General features: G+C 61.1%; 12 protein-coding genes. 5 read left to right on the forward strand and 7 right to left on the reverse strand.

Annotation, left to right across the window (positions count from 1 at the left end):
- Nucleotides 1–7: 7 nt before the first annotated feature.
- From thiP to ACK6D9_RS00970, 3 genes are all read left to right on the forward strand, one after another.
- Entirely contained in the window at nucleotides 8–1,648 is a 1,641-nt protein-coding gene (gene thiP / locus ACK6D9_RS00960; protein WP_412050291.1) for a thiamine/thiamine pyrophosphate ABC transporter permease, read from the forward strand.
- Entirely contained in the window at nucleotides 1,645–2,370 is a 726-nt protein-coding gene (locus tag ACK6D9_RS00965) for an ATP-binding cassette domain-containing protein (RefSeq protein ID WP_412050292.1), read from the forward strand. The genes thiP and ACK6D9_RS00965 overlap by 4 nt, the downstream gene beginning before the upstream one ends.
- 209 nt (nucleotides 2,371–2,579) lie before the next feature.
- Nucleotides 2,580–4,019, forward strand: a complete 1,440-nt coding sequence (locus ACK6D9_RS00970) for a M48 family metalloprotease (protein ID WP_412051702.1) — start codon at nucleotides 2,580–2,582, stop codon at nucleotides 4,017–4,019.
- Between the two features lie 60 nt (nucleotides 4,020–4,079).
- Here the strand turns inward: ACK6D9_RS00970 and ACK6D9_RS00975 are convergent, their stop codons facing one another.
- The 5 genes from ACK6D9_RS00975 to ACK6D9_RS00995 form a co-directional block, all read right to left on the reverse strand.
- The gene (locus ACK6D9_RS00975; RefSeq protein ID WP_412050293.1) at nucleotides 4,080–4,943 is read right to left on the reverse strand and encodes an RNA polymerase factor sigma-32; all 864 of its coding nucleotides are present in this window, start codon (nucleotides 4,941–4,943) and stop codon (nucleotides 4,080–4,082) included.
- Between the two features lie 277 nt (nucleotides 4,944–5,220).
- On the reverse strand, nucleotides 5,221–5,826 hold the full coding sequence (locus tag ACK6D9_RS00980) for a CarD family transcriptional regulator (protein ID WP_322990533.1): 606 nt from the start codon (nucleotides 5,824–5,826) through the stop codon (nucleotides 5,221–5,223).
- Between the two features lie 413 nt (nucleotides 5,827–6,239).
- Nucleotides 6,240–6,578: a ferredoxin FdxA gene (gene fdxA / locus ACK6D9_RS00985; RefSeq protein WP_322990534.1), complete on the reverse strand. Its 339-nt coding sequence runs from the start codon at nucleotides 6,576–6,578 to the stop codon at nucleotides 6,240–6,242.
- 277 nt (nucleotides 6,579–6,855) lie between these two features.
- The gene (locus ACK6D9_RS00990) at nucleotides 6,856–7,242 is read right to left on the reverse strand and encodes an RNA-binding S4 domain-containing protein (RefSeq protein WP_412050294.1); all 387 of its coding nucleotides are present in this window, start codon (nucleotides 7,240–7,242) and stop codon (nucleotides 6,856–6,858) included.
- Between the two features lie 11 nt (nucleotides 7,243–7,253).
- Nucleotides 7,254–10,523 carry a helicase-related protein gene (locus ACK6D9_RS00995; protein WP_412050295.1) on the reverse strand — a complete coding sequence of 1,090 codons (3,270 nt, stop codon included), beginning with the start codon at nucleotides 10,521–10,523 and terminating at the stop codon, nucleotides 7,254–7,256.
- Between the two features lie 107 nt (nucleotides 10,524–10,630).
- Here ACK6D9_RS00995 and ACK6D9_RS01000 point away from each other — a divergent pair, with 107 nt between their 5' ends.
- Entirely contained in the window at nucleotides 10,631–10,945 is a 315-nt protein-coding gene (locus ACK6D9_RS01000; RefSeq protein ID WP_412050296.1) for a hypothetical protein, read from the forward strand.
- Nucleotides 10,946–11,410: 465 nt separating this feature from the next.
- Here the strand turns inward: ACK6D9_RS01000 and phbB are convergent, their stop codons facing one another.
- Nucleotides 11,411–12,136: an acetoacetyl-CoA reductase gene (gene phbB, locus ACK6D9_RS01005; protein ID WP_322988482.1), complete on the reverse strand. Its 726-nt coding sequence runs from the start codon at nucleotides 12,134–12,136 to the stop codon at nucleotides 11,411–11,413.
- A 32-nt stretch (nucleotides 12,137–12,168) separates the two neighbouring features.
- The gene (locus ACK6D9_RS01010; protein WP_412050297.1) at nucleotides 12,169–13,344 is read right to left on the reverse strand and encodes an acetyl-CoA C-acetyltransferase; all 1,176 of its coding nucleotides are present in this window, start codon (nucleotides 13,342–13,344) and stop codon (nucleotides 12,169–12,171) included.
- Between the two features lie 256 nt (nucleotides 13,345–13,600).
- Between ACK6D9_RS01010 and phaR the strand changes: the two genes are divergently transcribed.
- Nucleotides 13,601–14,194, forward strand: a complete 594-nt coding sequence (phaR, locus tag ACK6D9_RS01015; protein WP_412050298.1) for a polyhydroxyalkanoate synthesis repressor PhaR — start codon at nucleotides 13,601–13,603, stop codon at nucleotides 14,192–14,194.
- Nucleotides 14,195–14,257: the final 63 nt, after the last annotated feature.

The following is a 14,257-nucleotide window of genomic DNA, read 5'->3' on the forward strand; positions in this document are numbered from 1 at the left end:
AGCTTTGATGCTGACCCGGGCTGAACACCGCGCAGCGAGGGCCGGCGGCATTGCCGCCCTCGCTGTCATCGGCCTGGCTCTGGCCTTGCCGATCATCGTGCTCGTTTCCTATGGCCTGAGCAGCGATGCCGGCGCCAGTCAGGGCAGCTATCTCTACCGGATCACCCGCTTCACCTTGTTGCAGGCCGGTCTTTCGACCCTGCTCAGCGTCGTCTTCGCGGTTCCGCTGGCACGTGCGTTAGCCCGTCGCCCGGGTTTCCCGGGACGGCGCTGGCTGATCATCCTTTTCACCCTGCCGCTCGGCCTGCCGCCACTGGTGGCTGCCCTTGGCCTGATCGAGATCTGGGGCCGCAACGGTGTTGCCAACACCGCCCTGGGTTATCTCGGCGCACAAACACCCTTCTCGATTTACGGCCTGGGCGGCATATTGCTGGCCCATGTGTTTTTCAACCTGCCGCTGGCCACACGCTTGATCCTTCCCGGCCTTGAACGGCTGCCGCGGGAATACTGGAAGACTGCGGCCAATCTCGGCATGGGCGGTTTCAGCCTGTTTCGTCTGGTCGAATGGCCGGCAATGCGCGGGTCGATTGCCGGCGCTGCGGGTCTGGTCTTCATGCTCTGCGCCACCTCGTTTACGCTCGTTCTGGTGCTTGGTGGCGGGCCGCGGGCGACAACGCTGGAAGTGGCGATCTACCAGGCGCTGCGGTTCGATTTCGATCCCGGCCGGGCGGTGCTCTTGTCGACTATCCAGATAGGCCTGACGTTGACCATCATGGCAGGCCTCAAACTTGTTTCCACACCTGCCGATCCCGGCAACACCAAGGGTGGCGGTGCCGACCGGCCCGATGTCCGCGGCGGCGCGCACGCAATTGCCGATGCGGCTCTGATCCTGCTCGCGGTCATTTTCGTGGCGGCACCGATGCTTGCCGTGATCGGCGCCGGGCTGGTGGCGGATCTGCCGCGCCTGCTTTCCGATGCGATTTTCTGGCGGGCAACCGCGACCAGCCTCGGCATCGGCATCGCCTCGGCAGTGCTGGCCCTGTCGCTCTCGAGCTTGATGGTGCGGGCCCGGCATTCAGCCCGCACCCCGACAGCCACACCTGCGCCACGCCGGTTGTCAGGCCTCCGTTTGTTGTCCGCAATGTGGGGCGCGGCCGGATCACTGACGCTGCTGGTGCCGCCGGTGGTGCTGGGCGCCGGCTGGTTCCTGATGCTCGGCGGCGGCGCCGGGCAACTCCTTGCACCGCTCACCGTTATCGTCACCATCAACGCGCTGATGGCCCTTCCCTTCGTCATGCGGGTGATCGAGCCCGCCTATAATACCGCCATGGCTCGCAACAGCCAGCTGGCGCTGTCACTCGGCATCACCGGCATCAACCGCATAAGGCAGATTGACCTGAAGGCGATGCTGCTGCCGCTGGCGACCGGGTTTGCCTTTGCCTTGGCGCTGTCACTGGGTGATCTCGGCGCCATCGCCCTGTTTGGCAGCGATCGCATCATCACCTTGCCATGGCTGCTCTACCAGAAGCTCGGCAGTTACCGCACCACCGACGCCGCCGGGCTGGCGCTACTTCTGGGAATAGCCACAATGGTGTTTATCTTCATCGCCGACCGGCTCGGCAACCGCGGCGGGACCCAGCAGCCATGACCACAAGCCCAGCCATCGATTTCGCCGAGGTGGCCTATGGGATCGGCGATCTCAGTGCCGAATTCTCGTTTGCCCGTGCTCCCGGAACAGTGACCGCCATTCTCGGGCCTTCCGGCGCCGGCAAGTCGACGCTTCTCAATCTCGCCGCCGGCTTTCTCACCCCGCGCTCCGGCGAAATCCGGATCGAGGGCCGCCGGGTCAACGATCTGCCACCCTCCGAGCGCGGAATATCAATGGTGTTTCAGGACAACAACCTGTTTGCCCATCTCGACATACGCACCAATATTGGCCTCGGTCTCGACCCGGCGCTTCGGCTGGATGCCAGCGCCTGGAAACAGGTCGAAGCGGCGCTGGATCGGGTCGGTCTGTCGGGTTTCGGGCGTCGGATGCCCGCCACCCTTTCGGGCGGAGAGCGACAGCGTGTTGCCCTTGCCCGTGCCTTCGCCCGTCGCCGCCCGCTGCTGCTGCTTGATGAACCATTTGATGGTCTCGGCCCGGGTCTGGCCGCCGACATGCTCGGCCTGATGCTCGACATCCGCGCCGAAGTCGGCGCTACCGTGCTGATGGTCACCCACGATCCCGATGAGGCCCGCGCCGCCGCTGACCAAATGTTATTCATCAGCAAGGGGCGGATCGCTGCCGACGACCCGGCAGAGGTTTTTTTCAAACGCCGTGACCTGCCCGATCTCGAGGATTATCTTGGCCGCCGAAGTGCGAACTGAGTTTCTGCCACAATTTGGTCGCGCAGGTTTGCCACTGGAGAACCGCCGCGAAGTAAGCTAAACCGTGGAACCGCTCCGGTTTCTGAAGCTCCCCAGCCTCCGTCCCGGCATAGCTCAACCGAAAACAGACGCGGACAATGGCCACGAACCCAAGCGACCTTCTGACCACGACTGCTCCCGGCAGGAAAACATCACGGCTTGCTCTGGCCATGCTCGGAGCTGCGGTGCTGTTGTCAGGCTGCCAGACCTTGGGCGTCGATGTCTACGAACCGAGCCTCAGGCCGTCGAATACGCCGCAAACGGCCGAGAAGGCCGGTGCGAGCGATCCACGGACTCGCATTGGCGCCGATCAGCATCCGCGCATCATCGCCAGTTACGGCGGCGAATTCCGCGACGCCAAGACCGAACGGCTGGTCGCCCGCATTGTCGGCGCGCTCACACTGGTGTCGGAAAACCCGCAGCAGGCCTACCGCATCACCGTGCTCAATTCGCCCGCCGTCAATGCCTTCGCCCTGCCCGGCGGCTATCTCTATGTCACCCGTGGGCTCCTGGCGCTTGCCAACGACGCCTCCGAAGTTGCCGCGGTGCTGTCGCACGAAATGGCACATGTCACCGCCAATCACGGCATTGAACGGCAACGTCGCGAGCAGGAAGTTGAACTCGCGGGCCAGGTGGCCGAGGAGCTTTTTTCCGATTCTCTCGCCGGCCGGCAGGTACTCGCCCGAGGCAAACTTTCGCTCGCCGCGTTCTCGCGCAACCAGGAACTTCAGGCCGATGTCATCGGGGTGAGAATGCTTGGCGAGGCCGGTTACGATCCGTTTGCCGCCGCCCGGTTCCTCGAATCGATGAACGCCAACCAGCGTTTTGGCGCCGTTGATCCGGATGCCGATGCCAGCCTCGACTTCCTCGCCAGCCACCCCAACCCGCCGCAACGAGTGGAACTGGCAAAAAACCATGCGCGTGCTTTCGGCCAGGAAGGCGTCGGCGATCGCGGCCGTGACTACTATCTCGACGGCATCGACGGCTTGTTGTTCGGCGACAGTCCCAATGAAGGCTATGTGCGCGGCAACGAATTCCTGCATCCGGTGCTCGGCGTGCGGTTTGCCGTGCCCGACGGCTTCCGGATCGACAACCAGGCCGAAGCGGTACTGGCCACCGGACCACGAGATCTGGCCATCCGCTTTGATGGCGTCACCGACAAAGGTCGGCAATCGCTGGCTACCTATATTGCCAGCGGATGGGTCACCGGGCTCGATGAAAGCTCGATTCGCGAGACCCGCATCGGCGGCCTGCCGGCGGCAACTGCCAGAGCCAGCGCTGACAAGTGGGATTTCGACATTACTGTAATTCGCATCAAGGACCGGATTTACCGCTTCCTCACGGCAGCGCCGCTGGGCAGCAACGATCTGGCCGCCACCGCCTCTGTCATCCGCTCCGGGTTCCGCAAGATGTCGTCAAGCGAGATCAAGGCGCTCAAGCCGCTGCGCATCCGCATTGTCACTGCATCAGCATCCGACACGCTCACCTCGCTATCAGCACGGATGCGAGGCGTCGAGCGCAAGGTTGAACTGTTCCGGCTGCTCAACGCGCTGTCGCCCGGCCAGACCATCAAGGCTGGACAGCGGGTCAAGATCGTCACCGATCAGTAACAAGAGCGTATCGCCCGTCTTGGGGTAAAGTACGTCCGACCATGGCCGGGCGCCGCCGCATTACAGGGTGGCGATTTCCGGTGTCTCGGTGGAAAGCACCGCCCGGAGCTTTTCCAGCGCCCGGTTTTCGATCTGCCGGACGCGTTCCTTGGAAATGCCGAGCGCCGTGCCCAGCGATTCCAGCGTTGCGCCGTCTTCCGCCAGCCTGCGCTCGCGAATGATCCTCAGCTCACGCGGATTGAGCGTGTTGAGCGCATCGCCAAGCCAGATACTGCGCCGCTCCTCGTCGATGATTGTCGATACCTGTTCATCGGGCAGCGGCTCGTCGCTCTTGAGAAAGTCCATCCGGTCGGAGGACCCACCGCCCTCGCCATCCGATATCGGCGCGTTGAGCGAGGAATCCGATCCTGAAAGCCGCGCATCCATCACCGCGACGTCCTTTGCCTTGACGCCAAGAGTGCCGGCAATCTGCGAATGAATGGCGCTCTCGGTCAGGGTCGGGTCGCCCTGGGCCAGCCGCGCCCTCAATCGCCGCAGGTTGAAAAACAGCGATTTCTGCGCCGAACTGGTGCCGCCGCGTACGATTGACCAGTTGCGCAGGATGTAATCCTGAATCGACGCCCGGATCCACCAGCTGGCATAGGTGGAGAAGCGAACTTCACGTTCAGGATCAAACCGTGCAGCTGCTTCCAGCAGCCCGACATAGCCCTCCTGCACAAGGTCGCTCATCGGCAGCGAAAAATTGCGAAACTTCGACGCCATGGAAATAACCAGTCGCATATGTGCCATGGTAATCTTGTGGAGCGCGTCCTGATCCTTGTGGTCTTTCCAGGCCACGGCGAGGTTGTGCTCCTCCTCGCGTTCGAGATAGGGAGCAGCCATCGCCGCGCGCACCATTTGCCGGTTTGCGGAAGTCGCTGTCATGACACCCTCCTTTTCGATTGTGTATCAATTCATTTTACGCGCCGAACCGGACTTCGGATCATCAAGCCCGATGACATCAGCGTGATTGTGCCGTTCATCCGATTTCGCGCCCGATGCTTTCCAAAGCCGCGGATAGGCACCGTTCCGGCCACAGATTGACCCTGCAACTCAACGCCCTGGGCCGCCGATGGTTCCCCATCAAGCGTGACCGCATGAAAAAGGCCCGGACCGCTGCGCGCGACCCGGGCCTTGAAAGGCTGTTGTGGGGGAGAAGCTGTTACGCAGCTTCTTCCTGGGCGCCGTCTTGGGTGCTGTCCTGAGCGCCTTCCGCAGCGCCTTCCTCTTCATTGGCCTTGCCACGCTTGGGACCCTTGTTGAGGTTGGTCTCGATCAGGCGAACCGCCTCGGTGTCCGACATCTTGTTGACGGCACCGAGTTCGCGCGCCATCCGGTCAAGCGCAGCTTCATAAAGCTGGCGTTCGGAATAGGACTGCTCCGGCTGATTTTCGGCCCGATACAGGTCGCGAACAACTTCCGCGATCGAAATCAGATCGCCGGAGTTGATCTTGGCATCATATTCCTGCGCACGGCGCGACCACATGGTACGCTTGATGCGGGCACGGCCCTGCACAACCTTCAACGCACGCTCAACAAAGTCGGTTTCCGACAGTTTGCGCATGCCGATGGTTGAAGCTTTGGCGACTGGCACCTTGAGCCGCATCTTGTCCTTTTCGAAGTCGATCACAAAAAGCTCGAGCTTGTGACCCGCTACTTCCTGCTCTTCGATGGCGACAATCTGGCCAACACCGTGAGCCGGATAAACAATCGCTTCACCGGTTTTGAAACCCTGTCTCTGTGAAGGCTTTTTCTGCTGGGTTGTCATGCGTTTTCAAAACTCCCTGTTACGGAACCGGACACTGGAGCACGGGCATGGGTTGCCCGGACAGGTCCTGCGCACGCCTGGGGGCGTATGCCCTGACAGACCCACGGCGCGGGCAAAACAGGCAAGACGGATGACTGGGCAAACGTCGCGCGGCGAGTTCCGTTCCGCCAGCGCTTGCGCTGTGAGGAGATCGGTCGCCGTTGGTAAGGACGTTTACTTCCGTTTTTGCTTCTTGTTTCGCCCCGACGGCGCCTTGAAGATGTCAGTAAGAGCGACCTTATCACAAAATATGACGGAAAACAACGATTTGCGCGCGCAAGTGGTTACCGCCCACGGCCATCGACGTCGACAGTCGTCGGCCATGACGCGGCGCAACACCAACTTTGCTGCAAAGCAACGCCAATTGGCGTTGGTCAGTCGCCCTCGCCAGGCTCCGGCGAGAAGTACTTTTCGAATTTGGCAGGCTGGCCGTCAAATTCCTTCGCATCAGCGGGCGGGTCCCGCTTGATCGTGATGTTGGGCCATTTATCGGCGAATTCGGTGTTGACCTCAAGCCATTTCTCAAGCCCTGGCTCGGTATCGGGCTTGATCGCCTCAGCGGGGCATTCCGGCTCGCAAACGCCACAATCGATGCATTCATCGGGATGAATGACCAACATGTTGTCGCCCTCGTAGAAGCAGTCCACCGGGCAGACTTCAACGCAATCCATGTATTTGCAGCGGATGCAATTGTCGGTCACCACATAGGTCATCTGTTTCTCCTGGCGTTTGGACGCGCTGCGCGTTCGTGCAATCGGGCGAATGCCGCACCGTCACTGTGTATTCATGCAACCGCGTTGTGGCTCAAGGAAAATTATTCCAATGCGAGACGCATTCATGAACAACGGCGGTGGGGTACCGGCTTTGAGCGCGCTTTGCAAGACTTCCAGCGCCACCAATTTGCCGCACCGCGACACCCGGGCACCAGCCGCGACAATTCGCCATTCTTTTGCCCATGAGCGCGTCAGACACCAGACCAAAGCACGGCGTTCAATCGTCCGCGTCGGGCTGGAGGAACTTGTCGATTCGGCGCCGGTCACGTTTGGTCGGGCGGCCAGAGCCGGGCTCACGCTGGCCGGCGGCTGCGATCTTCTCAGATTCGGTCGGCGCTGGCGTGAGATCCTGGTAAAGCGCTTGCGCTTCCGGGGCGGGGCCGCGCCGATGGCCGCAGGCAACAATCTTCAGCACCAGGATACGGCGCTCCAGCGAAATCGTCAGCACGTCCCCCGACTTGACCGAAAGACTCGGCTGATCGATCTTTTCGCTGTTGACCCGCACACTGCCACCGGCAACAAACTTGCCGGCAAGGGTCCGGGATTTGAGCACGCGCGCGAAAAACAACCATTTGTCGATTCGCAGGCGCGCCGGTTGATCCATTCAGGCCCGGCCTATTTTTTCAACTTGTCGCGCAAAGCCGCCAGAGCGGCAAACGGTGAATCCGGATCGATCGGCTTTTCCCGCTGCGGCGGACGCTCGGTCCGCGGCGCGCGATGGCCCTCACCAACCTTGCCTGCACCAGCCTTGCCGTAACCGCCCTTGCCGCCACCCGGCTTGCCACCCTTGCCGTGGGGACCGGGCTTGCCGCGATGGCCACGATTGGGCCGGGCTTCGCCATCCGCAGCACCGGTTTTCTCGTTCCCGCGCGCACCGCGATTACCGCCGTCACGTCGTCCCCGGCCTTCACCAGCACCTGGACGCGCCCCACGTTGCCCACCAGGGCGCCACAGCAGCACCGGGCGCGGCACTTCGGCAGCCTCGGTTGCTGGTTCACCTGCTGCGGCAGCGTCAGCCTCTGCAGTCTCAGTCCCACCAGCATCGGCCACTGCAGCCGTTGGCTCGGCAACCGGCGCGTCGCCACTGGCAGAATCGGCAACCTGATCGCCGGCTGGTGTCGCCGCGGCTGCTTCTTCGGTTGAAGTTTTTGCGGTTGAACCGTTTGCGTCATCGGTTGCGGGGGTAAGCTCCGCCACGGCTTCAGCCGTTTCAGTTGATGCCACCGCTTCCGAGGAATCGGTTGCCGTCGCGCTTTCGGCAGCAGCAGGTGTAGCTTTTTCGACCGGCGTTGTCGGCTTCAGCGGGCGCTCTGCAGCCGTCCGTGAAACCACGATCTCGACCACCGGTCCCGTGCCGCCGCCATCGGCGGTGTTGGCCTGAACAGCTTCAAGCGCAGCAATATGGGCTTGCGCCTCTTCGGCCGGAATTTCGTCGGCACGATACCCCAACCCCTTGAGGATTTCCTCGATATCGTCCTGGGTGGCGCCCAGGATCGACAGCATGCCGGTTGTGGTGATGAAACGACGGCCGTCATAGGCTGCTTCCGGTCGCGCGCCAGCCGCACCCGGGTTCCATTGCAATGCCGGGCGGATCAAATCGGCCAGGCGCTCCAGAATGTCGACCCGCACGGCGCGCTTTCCCAGGAACCGGAAACCGGCCAACCGGTAAAACTCGCGATCGATCGCCGGATCGGTGGCAACAGAGGTTCGCCCGGCAGCCAGCAGCGGCGTCACATCGCCATAGCCCGGCTTCGTGAAGCCGTCATTGACCAGCGCCCACAGCAGCGTCACCAGTTCGGCCGGCGCCGGCTTCAGCAGCGCCGGGATGAAAATATGATAGGCCCCGAACCGGATGCCGTATTTGCGCAGGCTGGCACGTGCCGACTGGTCAAGGTCCTTGATCATGTCGGTAACGTCGCGACGGAACAGGATGCCGAGGCTTTCAGCCAGCCGGAACGCCAGTCCCCGCGCCAGACCGTCGAGATCTTCGGCCCGGGTCAGATCGTCGAGCGGCTTGAGCACGGTAGCGATGTGATGATTGACGAACCGGTCGATGCGCGCGGCAACAAAATCACGCGCGGCGCCGCTGAGCTGTTCGTCAGCCAGCAGGATCGACCGGGGCTTGAGCACATGGTCGCCGGCGGCGAGCTTCGCCACCGGATCGCCGAGCCAGCGCACAGTGCCATCCGCGCCAATGGCGAAATCGGAATTACCCGAAGCGTGCAGCCGTGCTGCCCGCGCCTCGTACTCCAGCGCCAACGCCTTTTGCGCAGCCGCACTGACCGCCTTGGCGTCGGAACCTTCCGCCGAAGTGTCAGCCACGAACCGGAATCCGGCTAGTTGTCCAATCAGGTGACCTTCAACGAAAACATCACCATTCACGCTTATTTCTGCTTCGAGCATAGAATTCTCTCTCAGGCGCCTCATGAGCACAGATGTCCTGCGGTCAACGAAGCGTTTCGTCAACCTTTCATGCAGTGCATCTGACAATCGATCTTCAATTTCGCGCGTCTTTTCCTGCCAGTGTGTCGGATCGGCAAGCCAATTGGGCCGATTTGAGATATATGTCCAGGTTCGGATCTGCGAAATGCGCGCCGACAAAGTGTCGATTTCGCCATCGGTAGAATCGGTCCGGCGCACCTGTTCGGCAAGGAAATCCTCGTTGACGGCGCCGCGGCGCATCAGATCACCATAGATCGTGGCGATCAGGTCGGCGTGCTGGGCCGGTGCGATACGCCGGTAATCGGGCAGCGCGCAGACATCCCAAAGGGTGGCGACATTGCCCGGCGTGCTGGCAAGGTCACGAACTTCGAAATCATTAACCAGATGTTCAAGTGCCCGCTGGTCGACCGCCGGCAACGCCCGGGTCAACCCCTGGATCGCCGGAACCTGCTCCAGACTCGCCTGCAATGTCTGCAGGCTGGAAAAATCCAGTTGCTTGGAGCGCCACTGCAGAATCTTGACCGGTCCGAATACGTGGCTCTCCAGCCGCTGTACCAGGTCATCGTCCAACGGGTTGACCTGGCCGGTAACGCCAAACGTACCATCGCGCAAATGTCGCCCGGCGCGACCAGCGATCTGCCCAAACTCGGAAGCTGTCAGTTGCCGGTAGGAATAGCCGTCGAACTTGCGTTCCTGGGCGAAGGCAACGTGATCGACATCGAGATTGAGCCCCATGCCGATGGCGTCGGTTGCGACCAGGTAGTCGACATCGCCATTCTGGTAGAGTTCAACCTGGGCATTGCGGGTGCGCGGGCTCAGCGCGCCCAGCACCACCGCAGCCCCGCCGCGTTGCCGCCGCACCAGTTCGGCGATGGCGTAGACCTCGTCGGCAGAAAACGCCACGATCGCCGAGCGCCGCGGCAGCCGGGTGATCTTCTTCGAGCCGGCATAGTGCAGTTCCGACAATCTTGGCCGCTCGACGATGGTGATTCCCGGCAACAGGTATTCGAGAATTCCGCGCACGGTGGCCGAGCCCAGCAGCAATGTTTCCTCGCGGCCGCGCAACGACAGGATCCGGTCGGTAAATACATGCCCGCGCTCCAGATCACCGGCGATCTGCACCTCGTCGATGGCCACGAACGCGGCGTCGGTTTCCTGCGGCATCGCTTCCACGGTGCAGACCGAATAGCGCGCGCCCGGTGGCGAGATCTTTTCCTCGCCGGTGACCAGCGAGACATGTTGCGCGCCGACCTTGTCGACCATGCGGCCATAGACTTCGCGTGCCAGGAGCCTCAGCGGCAGGCCGATCACTCCGGAAGAATGCGCGGCCATCCGCTCGATGGCGTAATGGGTCTTGCCGGTGTTGGTCGGGCCAAGCACAGCAGTAACGCCGCGTCCGGACAGAATCAGCGGTTTGGGAGGGTGGCTGCGGGAAGCGGGCATCTTCGTCCGTTTCAGGATCAGTACAAGCCTTGTCCTAGCACATCGACCGATCTGTAACAGCGCTAAAAACCGCCCCCTTAGAGGTCGCGGCGTTAACCTCTGGAACAGTGGCGGAACAAACCGGCGACGAATCAATGACTCATTCATATTCCCTTTTTGTTCACCCCAACATATGGCGAAAGCGGCAGGAGGCGGCACAAAATGCTGAATCGGACTGTTCCTCCTTTACGTCATTTCTGCTGCGGGCGTTAACTTTTGACGGCAGCCGCTCTGACTTTCCGTCCCAGTATGCCGGCAATCCGCGCCGTTCATATTTTGTTAACTATTCCAAACACTTCCCTAACAAATTTACCGGGATTACGCTTCTCACGTTAACTTCCGGAACAGCGCCGGAACGAATCAGCGACGAATCAGAGATCTGATCATGTTTCTCATTTGTTCACCCTATATGTCGCGCCAATCCCCCTCCCCGCCACCAGATACAGAACCATCAGACCCATCGAACAAGTCAATTGGTCTTTCACTGTTAACTTTTGGCACACATCAGGCTTCGCGTAGGCACCAGCCGTTTTGAATTTGTTAATCTTTCCAGACCGTTCGCGCGTGCAGACGACAGCCGTTCACCCGGCTGCATTAACTTCCGGAACAGCAACGGAACGAATCGGCGACGAATCAGCGATCTCGCAATGTTGCCGGTATGTTCACCACAAGATCTGGTCCAAGCCTGCGTCCGTAGGCACTATTTCCGCTGCCTTTGCCGCATTTCGCACTCCGGAAACCGCGCCGGAATTAACTTTTGTCCGGCTTCTCCGGTGGCGCCCGATTTGCGCATACAAAAACGGCTCCCGAGGGAGCCGTTTGCTGTCGTGTCGGGATCGAAAGTTTGATCAGGAGAAATATTGCCCGCCATTGGCCGAAATCGTCGATCCGGTGATGAAGCCAGCGTCATCTGCAGCCAGAAACACCACCGCACGGGCGATTTCCTCGGGCTCGCCCAACCGGCCCACCGGGATCTGCGGGATGATGCGCTCCTTAAGCACCTTCTCGTCGATGGCCTTGACCATGTCGGTGCCGATATAGCCCGGACAGATGGCGTTGACCGTAATGCCGGCGCGCGCGCCCTCCTGGGCCAGCGCCCGGGTGAAGCCGATGTCTCCGGCCTTGGCTGCCGAATAATTCACCTGCCCCGCCTGGCCCTTCTGGCCATTGATCGAGGAGATGTTGATGACGCGGCCGAACTTGCGTTCGCGCATGCCGCCCCACACCGGGTTGGTCATGTTGAACAGGCCCGACAGATTGGTGGAAATCACTTCGTTCCACATCTGCGGCGTCATCTTGTGAAACATCCCGTCGCGGGTGATACCGGCATTATTGACCAGCACCGCCACCGGGCCGAGATCGGCTTCCACCTGAGCGATGCCGGCGACACAAGCGTCGTAATCAGCGACCGACCATTTGAAGGCCTTGATCCCGGTTTCTGCGGTGAACTTCGCCGCGGCCTCGTCATTGCCCGCATAATTGGCGGCGACTGTATACCCGGCCGCCTTCAACGCCACCGAAATCGCCGCACCAATGCCCCGTGTTCCTCCCGTCACCAGTGCTACTTTGCTCATGCCGATTCTCCCAGATTGTTCTGATTATCGATTCAGTCGCGTTCGACGCACATGGCGACGCCCATGCCACCGCCGATGCACAATGTCGCCAGGCCCTTCTTGGCGCCGCGGCGCTTCATTTCAAACAGCAGGGTATTGAGAATGCGTGCGCCGGAAGCACCGATCGGATGACCAATGGCAATCGCGCCACCATTGACGTTGACGATCGACTGGTCCCACCCGAGTTCCTTGTTGACGGCGCAGGCCTGCGCGGCAAAGGCTTCGTTGGCCTCGACCAGGTCGAGGTCGCCGACGCTCCAGCCTGCCTTTTCAAGCGCCTTGCGCGACGCCGGGATCGGGCCGGTGCCCATGATCTGCGGGTCAACGCCGGCAGTTGCCCAGGAGACAATCCGCGCCAGCGGCTCGATACCGCGCCTCTTGGCTTCCTCGGCGCTCATCAGCACCACCGCACCGGCGCCATCATTGATACCAGAAGCGTTGGCGGCAGTGACGGTGCCTTCCTTGTCGAAAGCCGGGCGCAGCTTGCCGACGCCCTCAATCGTGGTGCCTGCCTTGATGTATTCGTCGTGCTCGACGGTAACGTCGCCCTTGCGGCCCTTGATGACAAAGGGAACGATCTCGTCAGCGAACCGGCCGGCCTTCTGGGCGGCTTCAGCCTTGTTCTGCGAGGCCACAGCGAAGACATCCTGTTCCTCACGGCTGAGCTGCCATTTCTTGGCGATGTTTTCGGCCGTCACCCCCATATGGTAGCCGTAAAACGCATCGGTCAGGCCGTCGCTCAGCATGGTGTCGGTAAACTTGACATCGCCCATCTTGGTGCCGCCGCGCAGATGCGCGCAATGCGGAGCCATGGACATCGATTCCTGTCCGCCTGCGACAATGATCTTGGCATCGCCCATGGCGATCTGCTGCATGCCGAGCGCCACCGCACGCAGGCCCGAACCACACAGCTGGTTGAGCCCCCAGGCAGTGGTCTCCGGCGGGATACCAGCAGCCATCGCGGCCTGGCGTGCCGGGTTCTGGCCTTCGCCCGCAGGCAGCACCTGCCCCATGATGACTTCGTCGACGTCGGCACCATCGACACCGGCGCGTTCGAGCGCCGCCCTGATCGCGGCCGCGCCAAGCGCGTGGGCGGAGACATTTGCGAATGCGCCGTTGAAGGACCCGACGGGGGTGCGGGCGGCGCTGGCGATAACGATTGAGCTCATGACGAAATTCCTGTCATCTGATGGTGTGAGGCTGGATCAAAAGTGACGGAGCTTGACCCGGCTGTCAAATATCGCACTGCAAAAAACGCGGTGCAATCGATATAATCAAAACTATTGTATGACCCGTGGGAGGCTGCATTCACCGCAATGCACAAAGGAATTGTCATTCCAAGGCATTTTCGCCTACAGTCCTGTTCAAACTATGACATCCAGGATCAAGATCCTAGGTTCGACAGGACCTTGAAGGAGAGCGAACATGGCGAAGAACAGCGGCCCGGTGACGATCAAGAAATATGCCAATCGCCGACTATATAATACCGGGACAAGCACCTATGTGACGCTCGATGACCTGGCAGTCATGGTCAAGAAGGGCGAGGATTTTTCCGTGCTCGATGCCAAGAGCGGCGACGACATTACCCATTCGGTACTCACCCAGATCATTTTCGAGCAGGAATCCAAAACCGGCAATACATTGCTGCCGGTATCCTTCCTGCGGCAACTGATCTCGTTTTACGGCGACCAGCTGCAGATGGTGGTGCCGAGCTATCTCGAGCATTCGATGTCGGCGCTGACCGACCAGCAGGAACAGATGCGTGCCCAGCTCGCCAGTACCACTGGCAACAATCCGATGTCGCCCAACATCCAGCTGCCTTTGCAGCTGGTCGAGGATCAGGTTCGTCGCAACACCGAAATGTTCCAGAAGGCGATGCAGATGTTTTCGCCGTTTGCCTTGGGTCATTCGGGCGAGCCTGAAGAAACCCAGAAGAAGTCCGACACGTCCAAAGACATCGACGAACTGAAGTCACAGCTCAAGGCATTGCAGGACAAGATCAACTCGATCGGCAATTAGCCCGCGCGCATTTTCGCGGTAAGCCCGGCCCAGGCTGGCATGGCTGCTTCGGCTGCAGAAATG

The sequence above is a fragment of the Hoeflea sp. Naph1 genome (assembly GCF_046837775.1).
Taxonomy (GTDB): Bacteria; Pseudomonadota; Alphaproteobacteria; order Rhizobiales; family Rhizobiaceae; genus Hoeflea.

What these genes read in the sequence shown, in the direction of transcription:
- fdxA (WP_322990534.1), bottom strand. Translation starts at nt 6,578, where the DNA reads ATGACCTATGTGGTGACCGACAATTGCATCCGCTGCAAATACATGGAT.
- ACK6D9_RS00975 (WP_412050293.1), bottom strand. Translation starts at nt 4,943, where the DNA reads ATGACAGCGACTTCCGCAAACCGGCAAATGGTGCGCGCGGCGATGGCT.
- ACK6D9_RS00995 (WP_412050295.1), bottom strand. Translation starts at nt 10,523, where the DNA reads ATGCCCGCTTCCCGCAGCCACCCTCCCAAACCGCTGATTCTGTCCGGA.
- ACK6D9_RS00990 (WP_412050294.1), bottom strand. Translation starts at nt 7,242, where the DNA reads ATGGATCAACCGGCGCGCCTGCGAATCGACAAATGGTTGTTTTTCGCG.
- phbB (WP_322988482.1), bottom strand. Translation starts at nt 12,136, where the DNA reads ATGAGCAAAGTAGCACTGGTGACGGGAGGAACACGGGGCATTGGTGCG.
- ACK6D9_RS00970 (WP_412051702.1), top strand. Translation starts at nt 2,580, where the DNA reads ATGCTCGGAGCTGCGGTGCTGTTGTCAGGCTGCCAGACCTTGGGCGTC.
- ACK6D9_RS00980 (WP_322990533.1), bottom strand. Translation starts at nt 5,826, where the DNA reads ATGACAACCCAGCAGAAAAAGCCTTCACAGAGACAGGGTTTCAAAACC.
- ACK6D9_RS01010 (WP_412050297.1), bottom strand. Translation starts at nt 13,344, where the DNA reads ATGAGCTCAATCGTTATCGCCAGCGCCGCCCGCACCCCCGTCGGGTCC.
- phaR (WP_412050298.1), top strand. Translation starts at nt 13,601, where the DNA reads ATGGCGAAGAACAGCGGCCCGGTGACGATCAAGAAATATGCCAATCGC.
- thiP (WP_412050291.1), top strand. Translation starts at nt 8, where the DNA reads ATGCTGACCCGGGCTGAACACCGCGCAGCGAGGGCCGGCGGCATTGCC.
- ACK6D9_RS00965 (WP_412050292.1), top strand. Translation starts at nt 1,645, where the DNA reads ATGACCACAAGCCCAGCCATCGATTTCGCCGAGGTGGCCTATGGGATC.